Origin of the sequence: Ochrobactrum soli (assembly GCF_003664555.1) — a bacterium.
Classification (GTDB): Bacteria; Pseudomonadota; Alphaproteobacteria; order Rhizobiales; family Rhizobiaceae; genus Brucella; species Brucella teleogrylli.
Genome location: NZ_RCHH01000006.1, coordinates 203,223 through 217,837, shown reverse-complemented (window position 1 = coordinate 217,837; position 14,615 = coordinate 203,223). Strand labels below are relative to the sequence as shown.

The following is a 14,615-nucleotide window of genomic DNA, read 5'->3' as shown; positions in this document are numbered from 1 at the left end:
CCCCCGATGTTTTATCTTCAATCTTTTCAAGGGGTTTCGACTGTTTCCGAATACTCCCCCGCCACAGCGCAAATCGCATCTGGTGTTTGCGGCAAAGCGGCAATCTCGCCCAACGGCACCGGCTTTACCGGCGCGCGCAGACGATAAAAACCGATCTGTTCCGGCGTGCAATTGCGCACTTCGGCCAGAATTTCAGTCACCGTGGAACTGCAAAGACGTCCCTGACATGGCCCCATGCCGCAGCGCACCATGGTCTTGAGCTGGTTGGGACCAACGACATGCGGCGCGGCATCGCGGATTGTTCCCACGGTCACTTCTTCACAGCGACAGACGATCACACCGCGATCCGCTGGGGCGCGAAAGGCCTGCCCCGGCTGATAAAGCGCATCAATGAAACCCCGCCCCCGCCCCAACCGTCGGCCCTGCTTGCGCAGAACATCGATCTTCGGTTGCAAGCCTGCTGCTCGTTCCGGAAAAATATCCTGACAGGCGGCCAGTGCCGCAATGCGCCCGCTCACCTCAGCAAGCAGGGCACCGCCGATACCGCCGCCATCGCCCGCAACATAGATCGCCTCGACCGAGCTTCGACCGTTCTCGCTCAGTTTCGGTTGGAAGCACTTCTGCCCATCGTTCCAGACAAGCGCGCAACCGGACGCATTGGCGAGATTATTGTTCGGAATAACACCCTGATGCAGAAACACACTATCGACGGCAAGGCTGTGTTCCTTGCCATTTGCCGTAAAAACGATGGCCTCGGCCCTCTCCTCTCCAGAAATGGCGATGCTCGTAACCCCGGAAAAGACAGGCACCGATTTTCGCACTTTCAAGAGCAGCGAAAGCCCCTTCAATCCATAAGGCGAGGTGAGGAACGACAGAAAATGCGGCATGGCTTTTCGGCAGTTTTCCGCCGGTGTCGTATCGAGCAAGGCAGCGATCTTGCCACCAGCTTTCAAAAGCTGCTCTGCGAACAGGTAGAGCAGCGGCCCTGTTCCCGCCAGCACGACGCGCCCTTCTGGAATGAGCCCGGCAGCCTTCAATGCAATCTGCGCCGCACCAACGGTCATCACGCCCGGCAATGTCCAGCCTTTGACGGGCATCGGGCGTTCCATCGCTCCGGTCGCAAAGACAACGCGGCGCGCATGAACGATCCCGCTTTTGCCGCCTGCCGACACCCGCAGTTCAACGCCGGTTCCGTTCGGTTCTTCCCGCTGTTCGACGCTCCAGACAAGCGCCTGCGGCACATAGGTTGTTTCGCTTGCCAGAAAAGCTTTCAGAACATCCTTGCCGTGCCAATAGTCTTTGCCGAGAAAGGGTCGGCGCTCAGGTCTATTCTGCTCAATGCCACGATAAATCTGCCCGCCCGCTGCCGGATTTTCGTCGAACAGCACCACCTTTGCGCCGATTGCGCTCGCTTCGGCAGCAGCAGCCATGCCTGCCGCGCCTGCACCAATGATGGCGAGGTCGTACAACATATCGAGCGCGTGAATGTCGGAAATTGTCCTAAACATTATCACTCCCCTCCACAGCGCGAGCGCCACTTTGGGATGAAATGACCATTCCGTCAGACACTTGTGTCATGCAGGCCTGCCGGTTCTGCACGCCATCGATGGTAACAAGGCACTCGAAACAGACGCCCATCAGGCAATAGGCGGCGCGTGGTTGATCGCCCACGACACTGTTTCTAAGCTTGGTTATGCCCTCGCCAAGCAAGGCGGCGGCGACCGTTACATGTGCAGACACGGTCAGCGGGCGCGCATCGAAGGTAATCGACACGGTTTCGTTCGGAATGTCGGTTTTACGAAACATGGAACCTCCGCCCGGAGAATGCATCATCCGCCAGATGCTTTGCATCGGTTGCGATTTGCTGCGCAATCGTAATGGCGTGATTGGCTGCCAGCGTTACGCCGGAATGGCACATGACCACGTAAGCGCCGGGATGGCTCGCGGACTGCTCATAGATCGGCAAGCCATCCGGTGTCTTGACGCGAAACCCGGCCCAGCTTCGCACGACATTGACCTCCGCCAGATGCGGAAAGGCCCGCACAGCCCGGTTGGCGAGAACCGCGCTGATATCCTGATTGGTGGCAATCCGGTCCGTATGCGTCTCCTGACTATCGCCGATCATGACACCGCCCTCATCGGTCTGGCGCAGCGTCGCCGCCGTATAGGGAAAGAATGGCGCACATTTTTCCGTCACCAGAATCTGCCCTTTGCTGCGCACCACCGGCGTATGCAAGCCGACACCTTGAGCCAGGACGGGGTTGCCATTGCCAGCCGCAAGGACAACGCGCTCGGTGAAAACTTCGCCCCAAGTGCCACGCAGCAGAAACCCGCCGTCTTGCGGAGTAACCGAGGTCACTTCGCTGTGCGGCTGATAGGAAGCGCCGAGCTTCAACATGCCTTCATGCAAAGCATGAAACAGACGCAGTGAATTCACGTCGCCATCCATGGGGGAATAGATCGAGCCGATAACATCACGACCAATTGACGGCAGCATTTTTGCCGTTCCGCTGTGGTCGAGCACGACATGCTCCGGCGCGTCATGGCCCAGTTCACGTGCAACGGCCTCTACATCGCCCGTGTACATTTCAAGCTCTCGCTCGTCGTAGCAGAAAATGAAGGCGCCCTTCTGTTTCAAGGCGACATCGATGCCGGTTACTTCACGCAGATCATCTGCCAATGTCGGCCACAGCCGCGCCGATTGCATCGTCCAACGCGCATAATGTGGAGCGCCGACACCCTTTCCCTGCACCCAGATGAGCGCGAAATTGGCACGTGATGCGCGCAACGAAAGGTCTTCACCATCAAGAAGCAGCGGGCGTATGCCAGAGCGGAGTAGCCCCCAGGCAATGGCCGAGCCCACCAGCCCTGCTCCGACGATAACAATGTTCTGATCCGGCAATCTGCGCATTCGACTGTTCAATCGCATCATTTCATATATGCCGCGGTTCACTGAAAGGCACGATCAGGAAAACACCAGCAGGATTTCACGCAGACGTTTGACAGTGTGATACCGCGCAGTCAAATTCCAAATGGAAGCAGGCAATCATAAGTTACGCGAAACGCTCCGTACACGCAGGATCATGATAATAGCTATTGAAAATTATTACAGAAATTGCGTAGAAATTAGAAAAAATTACCACGAATGCAACCAGCGGTCCCGATAGAACGGAACCCAGGAGTACGCCTGCAACCCAGGCCCAATTCATACAATGCGAGTACCCGCCATGTCGGATCACAACCCCAACTCTCTTTCCCCAAATCGCCGTCAGTTTTTGCTTGGAGCAGGCAGCGCGCTGGCGCTTGGCGCGACCGGCAGCTTCTGGATGCCCGGTCAGGCGCGCGCGCAGGATGCCGCGCCACGCAAGGGCGGCCACCTGATCATGGGTCTCGACACGGCGTCGAGTTCAGACCGCCTCGATCCGGCCTATTATCCGGAAGCCTATATGTATTCGGTGGGTTTCCAGCTCTTCAACACCCTGCTTGAACCGACCCCGGACGGTCGCCTCTACGGTGCGCTTGTCGAAAGCTGGGAAGCGACCAAGCCCGATGCATCGCAGTGGGTTTTCAAGCTCAAGAAGGGCATCCAGTTCCATAACGGCAAAGAGCTGAAGGCCGAGGACGTCATCTATTCGCTGAACCATCATCGCGGCGAAAACAGCAATTCCGGTGGCAAAGGCTTCCTGCTCGCCGTGACGGAATTGAAGGCTACCGATCCTTACGAAGTGACGATCACGCTCGACAAGGGCAATGCCGACTTCCCGGCAGCTCTGACCGACGTGCATCTTGGTATCACGCCGCTCGATGCGGATTTCGACAAGGGTATCGGCACCGGCGCTTTCATTCTGGAAGATTTCCAGCCGGGCGTCCGGGCGCTGACTCGCCGCAACCCGAACTATTGGGCGCCGGATCGCGCCAATGTGGAATCCGTCGAAACCATCGCCATGAGCGATGCGACCGCCCGCATGGCCGCATTGCTGAGCGGGCAGGTGCATGTCGTCAATCGCGTAGACGCCCGCTCGGTAGGTCTCGTTTCGTCGCGTCCCGGCGTGCAGATCCTGAAAACGCCGGAAAACACCATGTATTGCCTGCCAATGCGGGTCGACACGGCGCCTTTCGACAATAACGATGTGCGTCTGGCGCTGAAATACGCCATCGACCGCGAAGAACTGCAGAAGAGCATTCTCGGCGGCACCGGCTCAATTGGCAACGACAATCCGATTTCGTCGTCAAACCCGTATTATTCCAAGGACATTCCGCAGCGCGCCTACGACCCGGAAAAGGCGGCCTTCCACTTCAAGAAGTCAGGCTATAGCGGAAATATTCCGCTGGTCGTTTCCGAAAACGGTTTCCCCGGCGCGGTTGATGCGGCGCAGGTCTATCAGGCAGCAGCCGCCAAGGCCGGTATCACCATCGACGTGGAACGCGTGCCGTCCGACGGCTATTGGGACGAAATCTGGCTGAAGCGCCCGTTCGTCGCCTCCAACTGGGCCGTTCGCCCGACCGCCGACGCCATGCTGTCGATGATCCTGCAATCGGATGCGCCGTGGAACGAAACCGCCTGGAAGAACGAAGCCTTCGACAAGCTGCTTGCTGAAGCCCGCGTCGAACTGGACGAGGGAAAGCGCAAGAAAATCTACCATGACATTCAGATAATCATGGTGGATGAAGGCGGCGAGCTTATCCCGCTCTTTGCCGACAACCTTGCCGCAGCAACGGACAAGATCAAGGGCTTTACCCCGACGCCATCCGGCGGCGATATGAGCGGCTATCGTCTGGCGGAAAAAATCTGGTTCGAGGAATAATCGACCGAACACAAGAAGCGTATCTGAACAAAAGCCTCCTTGTCGGGAACGCTCGGCAAGGAGGCTTTTTTCGTTGTCGCTTACTTGCCCCGCATCTGTTCGCCTGCATTTTTGGCAAAACGCAGGTTCCAGAAGGTTGCCGTCAGCGAAATGCCGGTGACGACGAGAAACGCCGTCGAGAAATCGGAGATGACGGGCACGTCACGGGCATGCAGGTTCATGGATGCATGCAGTATCAGTGCCGCCACACAAACGCCGACCGACAGCATGAGCTGCTGGAACGTTGAATAGAAGCTGTTGGCGGAACTCATCCGCTTTGCGTCCACCCGGTCATACGCCACGGTGTTATAGGCAGTGAACTGGAACGACATGGAAAAGCCCGACATGGCCAGCACGATGAAGATCAGCCAGTGCGGCCAGTCCGGCGTGAAAAAGGCGCAGATCGCATAGCTGCATGCAGAGAATATGCCATTGACGACCAGCGACATCCGGAAGCCGAACTGCCGGATAATGCGCGGCGCGAAGGCCTTCATGGCCAGCGCACCAAGCGCAGTCGCAAGCACCATATTGCCCGCCGCCACGGCAGACAGGCCAAAGCCGATCTGAAGCATCAGCGGCAGCAGAAACGGATGCGCGCCCTGCGTGATACGAGTGATCGACCCCGCAATCATCGAGGTTCCGAAGCTTTCAATCCGCAGCAGAGAAAAATCGAGCATCGGCGCCGGATGACGGCGCGAATGGACGATTGTGGCAACCCCGAAGACAATGCCGACCACAAAGAGTTTCAGCGCCAGGTTCCCGCCTTCGTGATTGCTCGCCGTTTCCAGACTGAACAGCAGGGCACCGAGCGCAATACCGGACAGGATCAAGCCCATGAAATCGAACGGTTCACGCGTTTCGCTTTTATATTCGCCGATATAAAGCGACACGAAAATCATGCCCAGAATGCCGATGGGAACATTGATGTAGAAAATCCAGCGCCAGTCCAGATATGTCACAAACAGACCGCCAAGCGGCGGCCCGAGAATGGGGCCCATAAGGGCTGGCACCAGCATCCACGACATGGCGGCGATGAGGTCTTTGCGTTCCACGGAGCGGATCAGCACCAGACGACCGACCGGCAGCATCATCGCGCCGCCTGCGCCCTGCAACAGCCGGGCCGCGACCAGACAGGGCAGGTTCGGCGCCTGCGCGCAGAGCACGGAACCCAGAATGAAGATTGCAATCGCGAAGCGGAAAACCGTGCGCGTGCCGAAGCGGTCGGCGATCTTGCCACTGGCCGGGATGAAAATCGCAAGGCTCAGCAGATAGGAAGTCAGTGCCACGCTCATGGAAGGCGCCCCGACATTGAAATCGCGCGCCATGGTCGGCAGTGCCGTGGCCAGAATGGTCGCATCGAGCTGTTCCATCAGCATGGCGCTGGCGACGATCAGTGCGATGATGCGAAAATTGCTTTTGCCCTCCGAAGCTGCGGCTTCGGCGGTTGAATTCTGGCTCTCGAGGCTGACACTCATGGCTATTCCAGCGCTGCGGTCTCGCTCGCCGAGACAATGCCGATCAGCGAGTAAACAATGGACGACTCACACAAAACTGCGAGCAGTAAACTCAGTCCTCCACCGTTGACGGCATATATCACAGATCACGGCGAAACATAGCCGCTCAAGAGAATTTGACCTCGGATTCATTTATGGATCAGAGCGACGTCGCGCTTGTGGTGCGTTTCAGCGACAGGTTCCGCTCGCGGATCATGGAGAACAGACCAGCGCCAACAACGATGAAAGCGCCAGCAATGACGTTCCATGTCAGCATTTCGTGGAAAACCAGCGTGGCGATAAAAGCGGTTATGAGCAGCTGGAGATAGGTCAGCGGCTGCAATTCCCCCGCTTCAAGGATTTCGTAAGCCCGGATGAGGCAGCAATGGCTCGCAATGCCGCACACGCAGCACGCTTCCAGCCACAGCCAATCCTCCGGCGCGATAGGTACGATATAAAAGACACCCACGGCTGTCAGCACCACAGCGCCGCCGATCGCCGTATAGAAGAAGCTTGTCATAGTGTCGTCATCCCTGCTGACCGCACGCATTGCCACGACATAAATCGCCAAGAGACAGGAAGCCGCCACGGCGAACAGAACATTGGCATCAAAATGCGCATTGACCGGGTTGATGATCAAAAGCACACCGCCCAGACCAAGGGTGACCGCCATCCAACGCGGCCACCTGACCTTTTCGCCCAGAAACGGTACGGAAAGCATGGTGACCAGCAAAGGCGAACTTTGAAAGATCGTTTGCGCTACGGCAAGGCCTGCCCGGCTCAAGGCAAAAATCGCTGCGACAACACCAACAGCCAATATGACACCCCGGGCAATCTGGAGAAAGGGATGCTTCGTGGACGCAGCCTTCACGATGCCCCCGGACCGCATGGCCAGCAGAATGACAAAGGCCGCGAACACCCAGTAACGGACCATCGCAATGAAGATTGGCGAATAGGCCGTGCCAAGATATTTCGACAGGCCATTCTGCACCGCAAAGATGGACACGGAGGCAATCTTGAACAGGTAGCCTTGGCTTTTGGGGGTCATACGCAATACTCAAAGCCGCCCGCAACAGGTGAAAATCTGCTTAAAGGAATAGTTTTGAGTAATCCCCGCCATCACAGATTGCTACAACGAAACCCGTTATTTTTCGTCGTCGGCAGCAGAGGAATTTTAAATTCATTTTTGGTTTAGGGCGTCGTCGCGCTTGTGGTGCGTTTCAGCGACAGGCTCCGCTCGCGGAACATGGAGAACAGACCAGCGCCAACAACGATGAAAGCGCCAGCGATAACGTTCCATGTCAAGGTTTCGTGGAAAACAAGCGTGGCGATAAAAGCGCCGATGACCAGCTGGAGATAGGTCAGCGGCTGCACTTCGCCCGCTTCGAGAATGTCATAAGCGCGGATAAGGCAATAATGGCTCGAAATGCCGCAAACACAGAGCGCGGCCATCCAGAACCAGTCATGCGGCGCGATGGGTACGAGATAAAAAACGCCCACCGCCGTCAGCACCACGACACCCCCGATCCCCGTATAGAAGAAGCTGGTCATGGCGTCGTCATCCTTGCTCACCGCACGCGTTGCCACGGCATAGATCGCGAACATGAAGGTCGCAGCCACGGAAAACAGGATATTGGCATCGAAATGCGCATTGACCGGGTTGATGATCAAAAGCACGCCGCACAGGCCGATAATGATCGCCGTCCAGCGACGCCAGCCGACCTTTTCGCCCAGAAACGGCACGGAAAGCATGGTGACCAGCAGTGGCGCGCCTTGAAAGACCGACTGCGCCATGGCCATTCCGGCCCGGCTGAGGCCGAGAATGAAGGTGACGATTTCCGCCGCCAATAACACACCACGAGTAATCTGCAGAAAGGGGCGCTTCGTGGAAGCGACCTTGACGATTCCGCCAGACCGCATGGCCAGCAGAATGACGAAAATTGCGAACACCCAGTAGCGAATCATCGTGATGAAAATCGGCGAATAATGCGTGCCAAGATATTTCGATATGCCGTCCTGCGCCGCAAAAATGGTCACCGCGAGGATCGTGAAGAAGTAGCCTTGGCTCTTGGGGGTCATACGCCATACTCTAAGCCGCCCGAAACGGGTGACGGTCTGTCTTGAGGGGATAAGTCTGAGTAATCCGAACGACGGCGGATTACCACAACAAAGCCAACTATTTTTTGCCAGTCGCAACGGAAACTCGATTTCACGCAGTTTATGGTTGAGGGAGCGTCCTACGCTTACCCTTCCTCTTTGCTCGCTTTTTGCATGGCCCTGATCGCTAGCGACGGGTCGAATATTGCAGCCTGTTGCACGATGTGCGCGCCGCAGGGGGAACAGATTGTCCGCGTGCAGGTTTATCCACCGCTGCGGGGCAAGACAGAAAGTGAGACGATGCAATGAAAAAGGCTCTTATTCTTACAGCGGCAGCGTTTCTTGCGACAACCGGTCTGGCCGCCGCGCAGGATGCTGTCATCATCGAAGTGCCCCAGTCCGCACGCGATTATGTCATCGCCCATCCCGTCGATCCGGTTGTTATTCAGGACGATATCGCTCAGGGCTATGTGGTGCCGGAAGCTGTTGTCGTGCGCCCCATCCCAGACAATCCCGACTTCGGCTATATCTATGTGAATGGCGAACCGGTGATCGTTTCGATGCAGAACCGGCAGGTGGTTTATTATGACGAAGGACCCAATGCAGGACCGCCCGTGCCCGTTGTGCCGGATGATGTCGTGACCTTCATTGAAAGCCATCCAATTGAGCCCATCACCATCGAAGGCGAGGTGACGGAAGGTATGGTGATACCGGAAGATGTGCCACTGGTGGCCGTCCCGGATCAGCCGAATTATTCCTACGTCTATATCGATCAGCGCCCGGCACTCGTTGAGCCGCAGACGCGCCGCGTCATCTGGGTGAAATGAATTCCCCTCCCTCCCCGCGCTTCAGAGCGCGGGGATATGCGGCTTCAGCTGTTCTGACTTCCTCTCTGAAGCGCTCTCTTCTTCCCTCGCCAGTTTCGTGTCCACCGCCTTGCACTACGCGGAACGCAGCGTTCCAGCCAGTGACGCGCTCCCTAGAAGCTCACCAATGTCGACATCTGGCAATCTTTAGCCGCTTGCATGAATGCGCCCATCTAAAATATAGATAAATTAAGAATCAAATCTATTAAAGATGGGAAGAGCCGCTATATGACTGAGATTAATGAGATAATTGGCCAAAAACGTGGCGTTGATTCACCAGGCGAACAAAATGAGTCGCTCAATCTTGCTAGAATTATCTATAATTTACCCTTCATCCAGCTGATCTTCCGCGCGCAGGAAATCCATCGACAGCATTTTGACCCCGATGCCATTCAGATGAGCAGGCTGCTTTCCATCAAGACGGGCGGCTGTGCGGAGGATTGCGGCTATTGCAGCCAGTCGGCGCATTATCCGACCGGGCTGAAAGCCTCCAAGCTGATGGAAGTCGAGCGCGTACTGGCGGAAGCGCGCAAGGCACAGGAAGGCGGCGCGACGCGCTATTGCATGGGTGCGGCATGGCGCAGCCCCAAGGAGCGCGACATGGACATGCTTGTCGCCATGGTCGAAGGCGTCAAGGCGATGGGCATGGAAACCTGCATGACGCTTGGCATGTTGACGCCGGAACAATCGGCACGCCTTTCCGACGCCGGGCTCGATTACTACAACCACAATATCGACACGTCGGAGCGGTTTTACCCTGAAATCATCACCACCCGGACTTTCGAAGACCGGCTGGAAACACTGGCGAATGTCCGCGAGGCAGGCATCAAGGTCTGTGCGGGCGGCATTCTCGGCATGGGCGAAACCGTCGATGACCGCATTTCGATGCTGGTCACACTGGCCAGCCTTCCGACACCGCCCGAGAGCGTGCCGATCAACATGCTGATCCCCATCCCCGGATCGCGCCTTGCCAATGCCGCGCCCATCGACCCGTTCGATTTCATCCGCACCATCGCGCTGGCCCGCATTCTGATGCCAACCTCCTATGTGCGGCTTTCCGCCGGGCGCACCGATATGAGCGATGAAACGCAAGCACTATGCTTCTTAGCCGGGGCCAATTCGATCTTTGTCGGCGACACGCTGCTGACCGCCGACAATCCCGGCGAGGATCACGACAGCGCGCTCTTCCGGCGGCTCGGTCTCAAGCCGATGACACTGGAGCAGATGCGTTGAGCATTCCCGCACTCGCCCGTTATCAGGCAACGCTTGAGGGTCTTGAGCGGAAATCGCGCCTGCGCACCCTTTCCCCGCAAAAGGGCGTCGATTTCACCTCGAACGATTATCTGGGCCTCGCCAATTCACCACGCCTCAAGGCCGCAATCGCTGCGGCTCTCTACCGGGGCGTCCCGGCGGGTGCTGGCGGATCGCGGCTGTTGCGCGGCAATCACGTCGAGCATGAAGCGCTCGAAAGTGAAGCAGCCGCCTTTTTCGGCACAGAAAAAGTGCTCTATTTCGGCACTGGTTTTGCTGCCAATACGGCGCTTTTCGCGACCCTGCCGCAACGCGGGGATCTGATCGTTTGCGACGCGCTGATCCATGCCAGCGCCCATGAAGGGATTTCATCCAGCAAGGCAGACGCGGTCTTCGTGCAACACAATGATGTCGATGCTTTCGACACGGCAATCAATGGCTGGCGACGCAAGGGCGGCAAGGGCCATCCGTGGATTGCCGTTGAAAGCCTTTATTCCATGGACGGCGATTTAGGCCCCATCGCAGAGCTGGCCGCACTGTCGACCCGCCACGACGGATTTCTGGTCATCGATGAAGCCCACGCCACGGGCATTTATGGCTCGCAAGGACGTGGACTGGCGGCAGACCTCGAAAATCGCGACAATGTGCTGGTGTTGCATACGTGTGGCAAGGCTTTGGGCTTGTCCGGCGCATTGCTGCAATTGCCCGCCATACTCGGCGATTATCTGGTCAACCGTGCCCGCAACTTCATCTATTCGACCGCGCCATCGCCCTTGATGGCAGCGGGCGTGCGCGAGGCCCTGCGGATGATCGCAGACGAGCCAAAGCGTCGTCAGCAATTGCAGACGCTGACCGGCCATGCTGGATCGCTGGTCGTTTCGCTTCTGGGTCTCACACCCAGTGGTTCGCAAATCATGCCGATCCTGATCGGCGATAATTTCCGCGCCATGCGCATCGCCGAGGCCATGCGCGCCGATGGTTTCGATATCAGGGCGATCCGCCCTCCGACCGTGCCGGAAGGGACCGCCCGGCTCAGACTATCCATCACGCTCAATGCCAATGAAAGCCAGATCACCGAGATGTTCGAACGGCTTTCCATCGCAATCGGGAAAGACAGACCATGACAACGCGCCTCGTCGTCTCCGGCACAGATACCGGCATCGGGAAAACGGTCTTTTCAGCCGCACTCACCGCCGCCCTCGACGGCTATTACTGGAAGCCGGTGCAATCCGGCCTTGATGCGGAGACGGACAGTGAAGCGGTAGCAAAGCTCGTCGGCCTGCCCCAAAGCCGCATTTTACCGGAAGCTTACCGGCTTTCCGCACCGCTTTCGCCTCATCAATCGGCAGCGCTGGACAGCGCGGCAATCTCCGCCGACGCACTCACTGTCCCCGCAACCGACGGACCGCTGGTCATCGAAGGCGCTGGCGGCTTGCTGGTGCCGCTTTCGGACGATCTGGTTTTTGCCGATATATTCGCGCAGTGGAAAATCCCTGTCATTGTCTGCGCCCGCACCAATCTCGGCACGATCAATCACACGCTCTTGTCGGTCGAAGCGCTGAAGCATCGCCGGACGCCAATATGCGGCATTGCCTTTATCGGCGATGAGAATCCCGAAACCCAGCGCATCGTCGCCAAAATGAGCGGTGTGCGCATTCTCGGTCGCCTGCCATTGTTGCCGTCACTTTCCGAAGGCGTATTGATGCATGCCTTCGAAGAAAATTTCGATCTCGGCAGCTTCGTGGAGGTGTGGGCATGAAGCGGCAGACCGTCTGGCACCCCTTCACCCAGCACGCGCTGGAACCGGAGATGCAGCGCATCGTTTCGACGGAGGGCGCTTATCTGATCGACGAGAGCGGCAAGCGCATTCTTGATGCAATCTCCTCCTGGTGGGTCATCACCCATGGTCACCGACACCCTTTAATCATGCAGGCAATCCGCGACGCCACGGAAAGCTTCGACCAGATCATCTTTGCCGAATATTCCCATGCGCCTTCCGAACAGCTGGCGGAAGGGCTGATTGAAATCGCACCGCCCGGCCTGCAGCACGTCTTTTATTCGGACAGCGGTTCGACCGCGGTGGAAGTGGCGCTGAAAATGGCGCTCGGCTATTTTCACAATACCGGGCAAAAGCGCGACCGTATCGTCGTGATGGAACACAGCTATCACGGCGATACCATCGGCACCATGTCCACTGGAGAGCGCGGCGTGTTCAATGCCGCCTATGAACCCTTGCTGTTTGGCGTTGACCGGCTGCCCTTTCCCGAAAAAGGCAATGAACAGCGCACACTCGATATGTTCGAGGAGTATTGCAGGTCAGGTCACGTAGCGGCCTTGCTGATCGAGCCACTTGTTCTCGGTGCGGGCGGCATGAAAACCTATCGCCCAGCGCTCCTGACAGAACTGAAACAGATCGCCAAACGTTTCGAATGCCTGCTGATCGCCGACGAGGTCATGACCGGCTGGGGACGAACCGGAACCGTCTTTGCCTGTGAACAGGCGCGCATCACGCCGGATATCCTATGCGTTTCCAAAGGGCTGACAGGCGGGGCGTTGCCGCTCGCGGCAACACTTTGCACCCCGGCGATCTTCGATGCGCATCTGTCGACCGACCGACGCAAGACCTTCTTTCACTCAAGCTCCTATACCGCCAATCCGATTGCCTGCGCCGCCGCTGTCGCCAATCTCGAAGTCTGGCAGCAGGAGCCGGTCTTGAGCCGCATTCGCTCCATCGAGGAGTTTCACGAACACAATCTGACGCGATTTGCAGGCGACCGGCGCTTTGCCAGCATCCGGCAGGCGGGAACGATTGCCGCGCTTGATATTGCCGTACCTTCCGGCGGCTATCTTGCAGAAATCGGCCAACAGATGCGCAAATTGTTTCGCGAGCGGAACTTGCTGATCCGCCCGCTTGGTAATGTGATCTATCTGATGCCGCCCTATTGTGTAACCAGCGAGGAGTTGACCGCCCTCTACGACGCGATTGACGATGTGGCATCCATCGTGACGGGGCGGGCACTATGAGCTCGTGCCGCTCCTCCCGCATGGTGGGGTTTGGTCATGCAGTGCCAAAACGCCGCGTGGAAAACGGTGAGATCGAACAGCAACTCGGTCTGGAACCGGGCTGGATCGAACGCCGCACGGGTATCCGCACGCGCTATTGGGCAGGCGATGGCGAGACATTGAGCAGGCTTGCAGCCATGGCTGGAGACATGGCGCTCAACAATGCCGCCATCGCCCGCGAAGACGTCGCGCTGACTTTGCTTGCCACCTCCACGCCGGATCATCTGCTGCCGCCGTCAGCGCCGCTGCTGGCGCAAAAGCTCGGCCTTGCACGATCCGGCGCCATCGATCTGGCGGGGGCGTGTGCGGGCTTTCTCTATGCGCTGACGCTGGCCGATGGCTTTGTGCGCAGCCATAAGCGGCCTGTCCTTGTGGTCGCCGCCAATATTTTGAGCCGCCGCATCAATCCCGCTGAACGCGCAAGCGCCGTCCTCTTCGCCGATGCGGCCGGAGCCGTTGTACTGGTGCCGGATGAAGACCCGCAACGCGGCATCCTCTCGGCTGATCTGTCTTCCGACGGAAGCGGTTATGACCTGATTTCGATTCCGTCCGGCGGCAGCAACCAGCCATTTTCTCCCGATTTGCCGCCAGAGCAATTTCTGATGACGATGAGCGATGGTCGCGAGGTGTTTTCCCGCGCGGTCGATCTTATGACCGTCGCCTCCAAAAATGCGCTTGCGAAAGCCGGAATCGAATCGGCACACATTGATCGCTTCATCCCGCATCAGGCCAATGCGCGCATGTTCGATGCTGTGGCACATAATCTGGGAATCGATCCGGCTAAAACGGTCCGGACAATCGCAACCTTTGGCAATTCCTCCGCTGCGACAGTTCCGCTATCGCTGTCGATTGTCAATGAAAGCAAAGCTTTTGCAGATGGCGAAACCATCCTGCTAACCGCCGCAGGTGCCGGAATGATGGGCGGCGCAGCAGTCTATCGCGCTTGATTCCACACCGCGTTCTCTCCCACGCGTCAGGTCGAATGGCAGTTAATTGTTAGC

General features: G+C 57.8%; 13 protein-coding genes. 7 read left to right on the top strand and 6 right to left on the bottom strand.

The genetic code is table 11. From position 1 onward, the window contains the following. Positions 1–26: 26 nt before the first annotated feature. The 3 genes from D8666_RS12765 to D8666_RS12755 are packed head-to-tail and all read right to left on the bottom strand — an operon-like array spanning position 27 to position 2,911. Entirely contained in the window at positions 27–1,508 is a 1,482-nt protein-coding gene (locus D8666_RS12765; protein ID WP_121538267.1) for an FAD/NAD(P)-dependent oxidoreductase, read from the bottom strand. Next, positions 1,501–1,806 carry a (2Fe-2S)-binding protein gene (locus D8666_RS12760; RefSeq protein WP_109367254.1) on the bottom strand — a complete coding sequence of 102 codons (306 nt, stop codon included), beginning with the start codon at positions 1,804–1,806 and terminating at the stop codon, positions 1,501–1,503. Before D8666_RS12760 ends, D8666_RS12765 begins: the two co-directional genes overlap by 8 nt. Beyond that, the gene (locus tag D8666_RS12755) at positions 1,796–2,911 is read right to left on the bottom strand and encodes an NAD(P)/FAD-dependent oxidoreductase (RefSeq protein ID WP_109367253.1); all 1,116 of its coding nucleotides are present in this window, start codon (positions 2,909–2,911) and stop codon (positions 1,796–1,798) included. Before D8666_RS12755 ends, D8666_RS12760 begins: the two co-directional genes overlap by 11 nt. Positions 2,912–3,227: 316 nt before the next feature. Between D8666_RS12755 and D8666_RS12750 the strand changes: the two genes are divergently transcribed. Further along, a complete protein-coding gene (locus tag D8666_RS12750) occupies positions 3,228–4,805 on the top strand; it encodes an ABC transporter substrate-binding protein (protein ID WP_121538265.1) in 1,578 nt (525 codons plus the stop codon). 80 nt (positions 4,806–4,885) lie between these two features. Here D8666_RS12750 and D8666_RS12745 read toward each other — a convergent pair whose 3' ends face one another. The 3 genes from D8666_RS12745 to D8666_RS12735 form a co-directional block, all read right to left on the bottom strand. Beyond that, on the bottom strand, positions 4,886–6,319 hold the full coding sequence (locus D8666_RS12745) for a DHA2 family efflux MFS transporter permease subunit (protein ID WP_121538263.1): 1,434 nt from the start codon (positions 6,317–6,319) through the stop codon (positions 4,886–4,888). 178 nt (positions 6,320–6,497) lie between these two features. After that, on the bottom strand, positions 6,498–7,385 hold the full coding sequence (locus D8666_RS12740) for a DMT family transporter (protein WP_121538261.1): 888 nt from the start codon (positions 7,383–7,385) through the stop codon (positions 6,498–6,500). Positions 7,386–7,528: 143 nt separating this feature from the next. Then, on the bottom strand, positions 7,529–8,416 hold the full coding sequence (locus tag D8666_RS12735) for a DMT family transporter (protein WP_121538259.1): 888 nt from the start codon (positions 8,414–8,416) through the stop codon (positions 7,529–7,531). Between the two features lie 323 nt (positions 8,417–8,739). Between D8666_RS12735 and D8666_RS12725 the strand changes: the two genes are divergently transcribed. The 6 genes from D8666_RS12725 (at position 8,740) to bioZ (ending at position 14,561) form a co-directional block, all read left to right on the top strand. Continuing rightward, positions 8,740–9,261, top strand: a complete 522-nt coding sequence (locus tag D8666_RS12725; protein WP_121538257.1) for a DUF1236 domain-containing protein — start codon at positions 8,740–8,742, stop codon at positions 9,259–9,261. A gap of 267 nt (positions 9,262–9,528) precedes the next feature. Beyond that, positions 9,529–10,533: a biotin synthase BioB gene (bioB, locus tag D8666_RS12720; RefSeq protein ID WP_121538255.1), complete on the top strand. Its 1,005-nt coding sequence runs from the start codon at positions 9,529–9,531 to the stop codon at positions 10,531–10,533. Then, positions 10,530–11,675, top strand: a complete 1,146-nt coding sequence (locus D8666_RS12715) for an 8-amino-7-oxononanoate synthase (RefSeq protein WP_121538253.1) — start codon at positions 10,530–10,532, stop codon at positions 11,673–11,675. The genes bioB and D8666_RS12715 overlap by 4 nt, the downstream gene beginning before the upstream one ends. Further along, complete coding sequence (bioD, locus tag D8666_RS12710; protein ID WP_121538251.1) at positions 11,672–12,310, top strand: dethiobiotin synthase; 639 nt, start codon at positions 11,672–11,674, stop codon at positions 12,308–12,310. Before D8666_RS12715 ends, bioD begins: the two co-directional genes overlap by 4 nt. Then, a complete protein-coding gene (locus D8666_RS12705) occupies positions 12,307–13,575 on the top strand; it encodes an adenosylmethionine--8-amino-7-oxononanoate transaminase (protein ID WP_121538249.1) in 1,269 nt (422 codons plus the stop codon). Before bioD ends, D8666_RS12705 begins: the two co-directional genes overlap by 4 nt. Further along, complete coding sequence (gene bioZ, locus D8666_RS12700; protein ID WP_121538247.1) at positions 13,572–14,561, top strand: 3-oxopimeloyl-[acyl-carrier-protein] synthase BioZ; 990 nt, start codon at positions 13,572–13,574, stop codon at positions 14,559–14,561. The genes D8666_RS12705 and bioZ overlap by 4 nt, the downstream gene beginning before the upstream one ends. The last annotated feature ends 54 nt before the right edge of the window (positions 14,562–14,615 follow it).

Excerpts from the sequence above, each read along its gene's own strand:
- D8666_RS12765 (WP_121538267.1), bottom strand. The coding sequence starts at position 1,508 with ATGTTTAGGACAATTTCCGACATTCACGCGCTCGATATGTTGTACGAC.
- D8666_RS12760 (WP_109367254.1), bottom strand. The coding sequence starts at position 1,806 with ATGTTTCGTAAAACCGACATTCCGAACGAAACCGTGTCGATTACCTTC.
- D8666_RS12755 (WP_109367253.1), bottom strand. The coding sequence starts at position 2,911 with ATGCGCAGATTGCCGGATCAGAACATTGTTATCGTCGGAGCAGGGCTG.
- D8666_RS12750 (WP_121538265.1), top strand. The coding sequence starts at position 3,228 with ATGTCGGATCACAACCCCAACTCTCTTTCCCCAAATCGCCGTCAGTTT.
- D8666_RS12745 (WP_121538263.1), bottom strand. The coding sequence starts at position 6,319 with ATGAGTGTCAGCCTCGAGAGCCAGAATTCAACCGCCGAAGCCGCAGCT.
- D8666_RS12740 (WP_121538261.1), bottom strand. The coding sequence starts at position 7,385 with ATGACCCCCAAAAGCCAAGGCTACCTGTTCAAGATTGCCTCCGTGTCC.
- D8666_RS12735 (WP_121538259.1), bottom strand. The coding sequence starts at position 8,416 with ATGACCCCCAAGAGCCAAGGCTACTTCTTCACGATCCTCGCGGTGACC.
- D8666_RS12725 (WP_121538257.1), top strand. The coding sequence starts at position 8,740 with ATGAAAAAGGCTCTTATTCTTACAGCGGCAGCGTTTCTTGCGACAACC.
- bioB (WP_121538255.1), top strand. The coding sequence starts at position 9,529 with ATGACTGAGATTAATGAGATAATTGGCCAAAAACGTGGCGTTGATTCA.
- bioD (WP_121538251.1), top strand. The coding sequence starts at position 11,672 with ATGACAACGCGCCTCGTCGTCTCCGGCACAGATACCGGCATCGGGAAA.
- D8666_RS12705 (WP_121538249.1), top strand. The coding sequence starts at position 12,307 with ATGAAGCGGCAGACCGTCTGGCACCCCTTCACCCAGCACGCGCTGGAA.
- bioZ (WP_121538247.1), top strand. The coding sequence starts at position 13,572 with ATGAGCTCGTGCCGCTCCTCCCGCATGGTGGGGTTTGGTCATGCAGTG.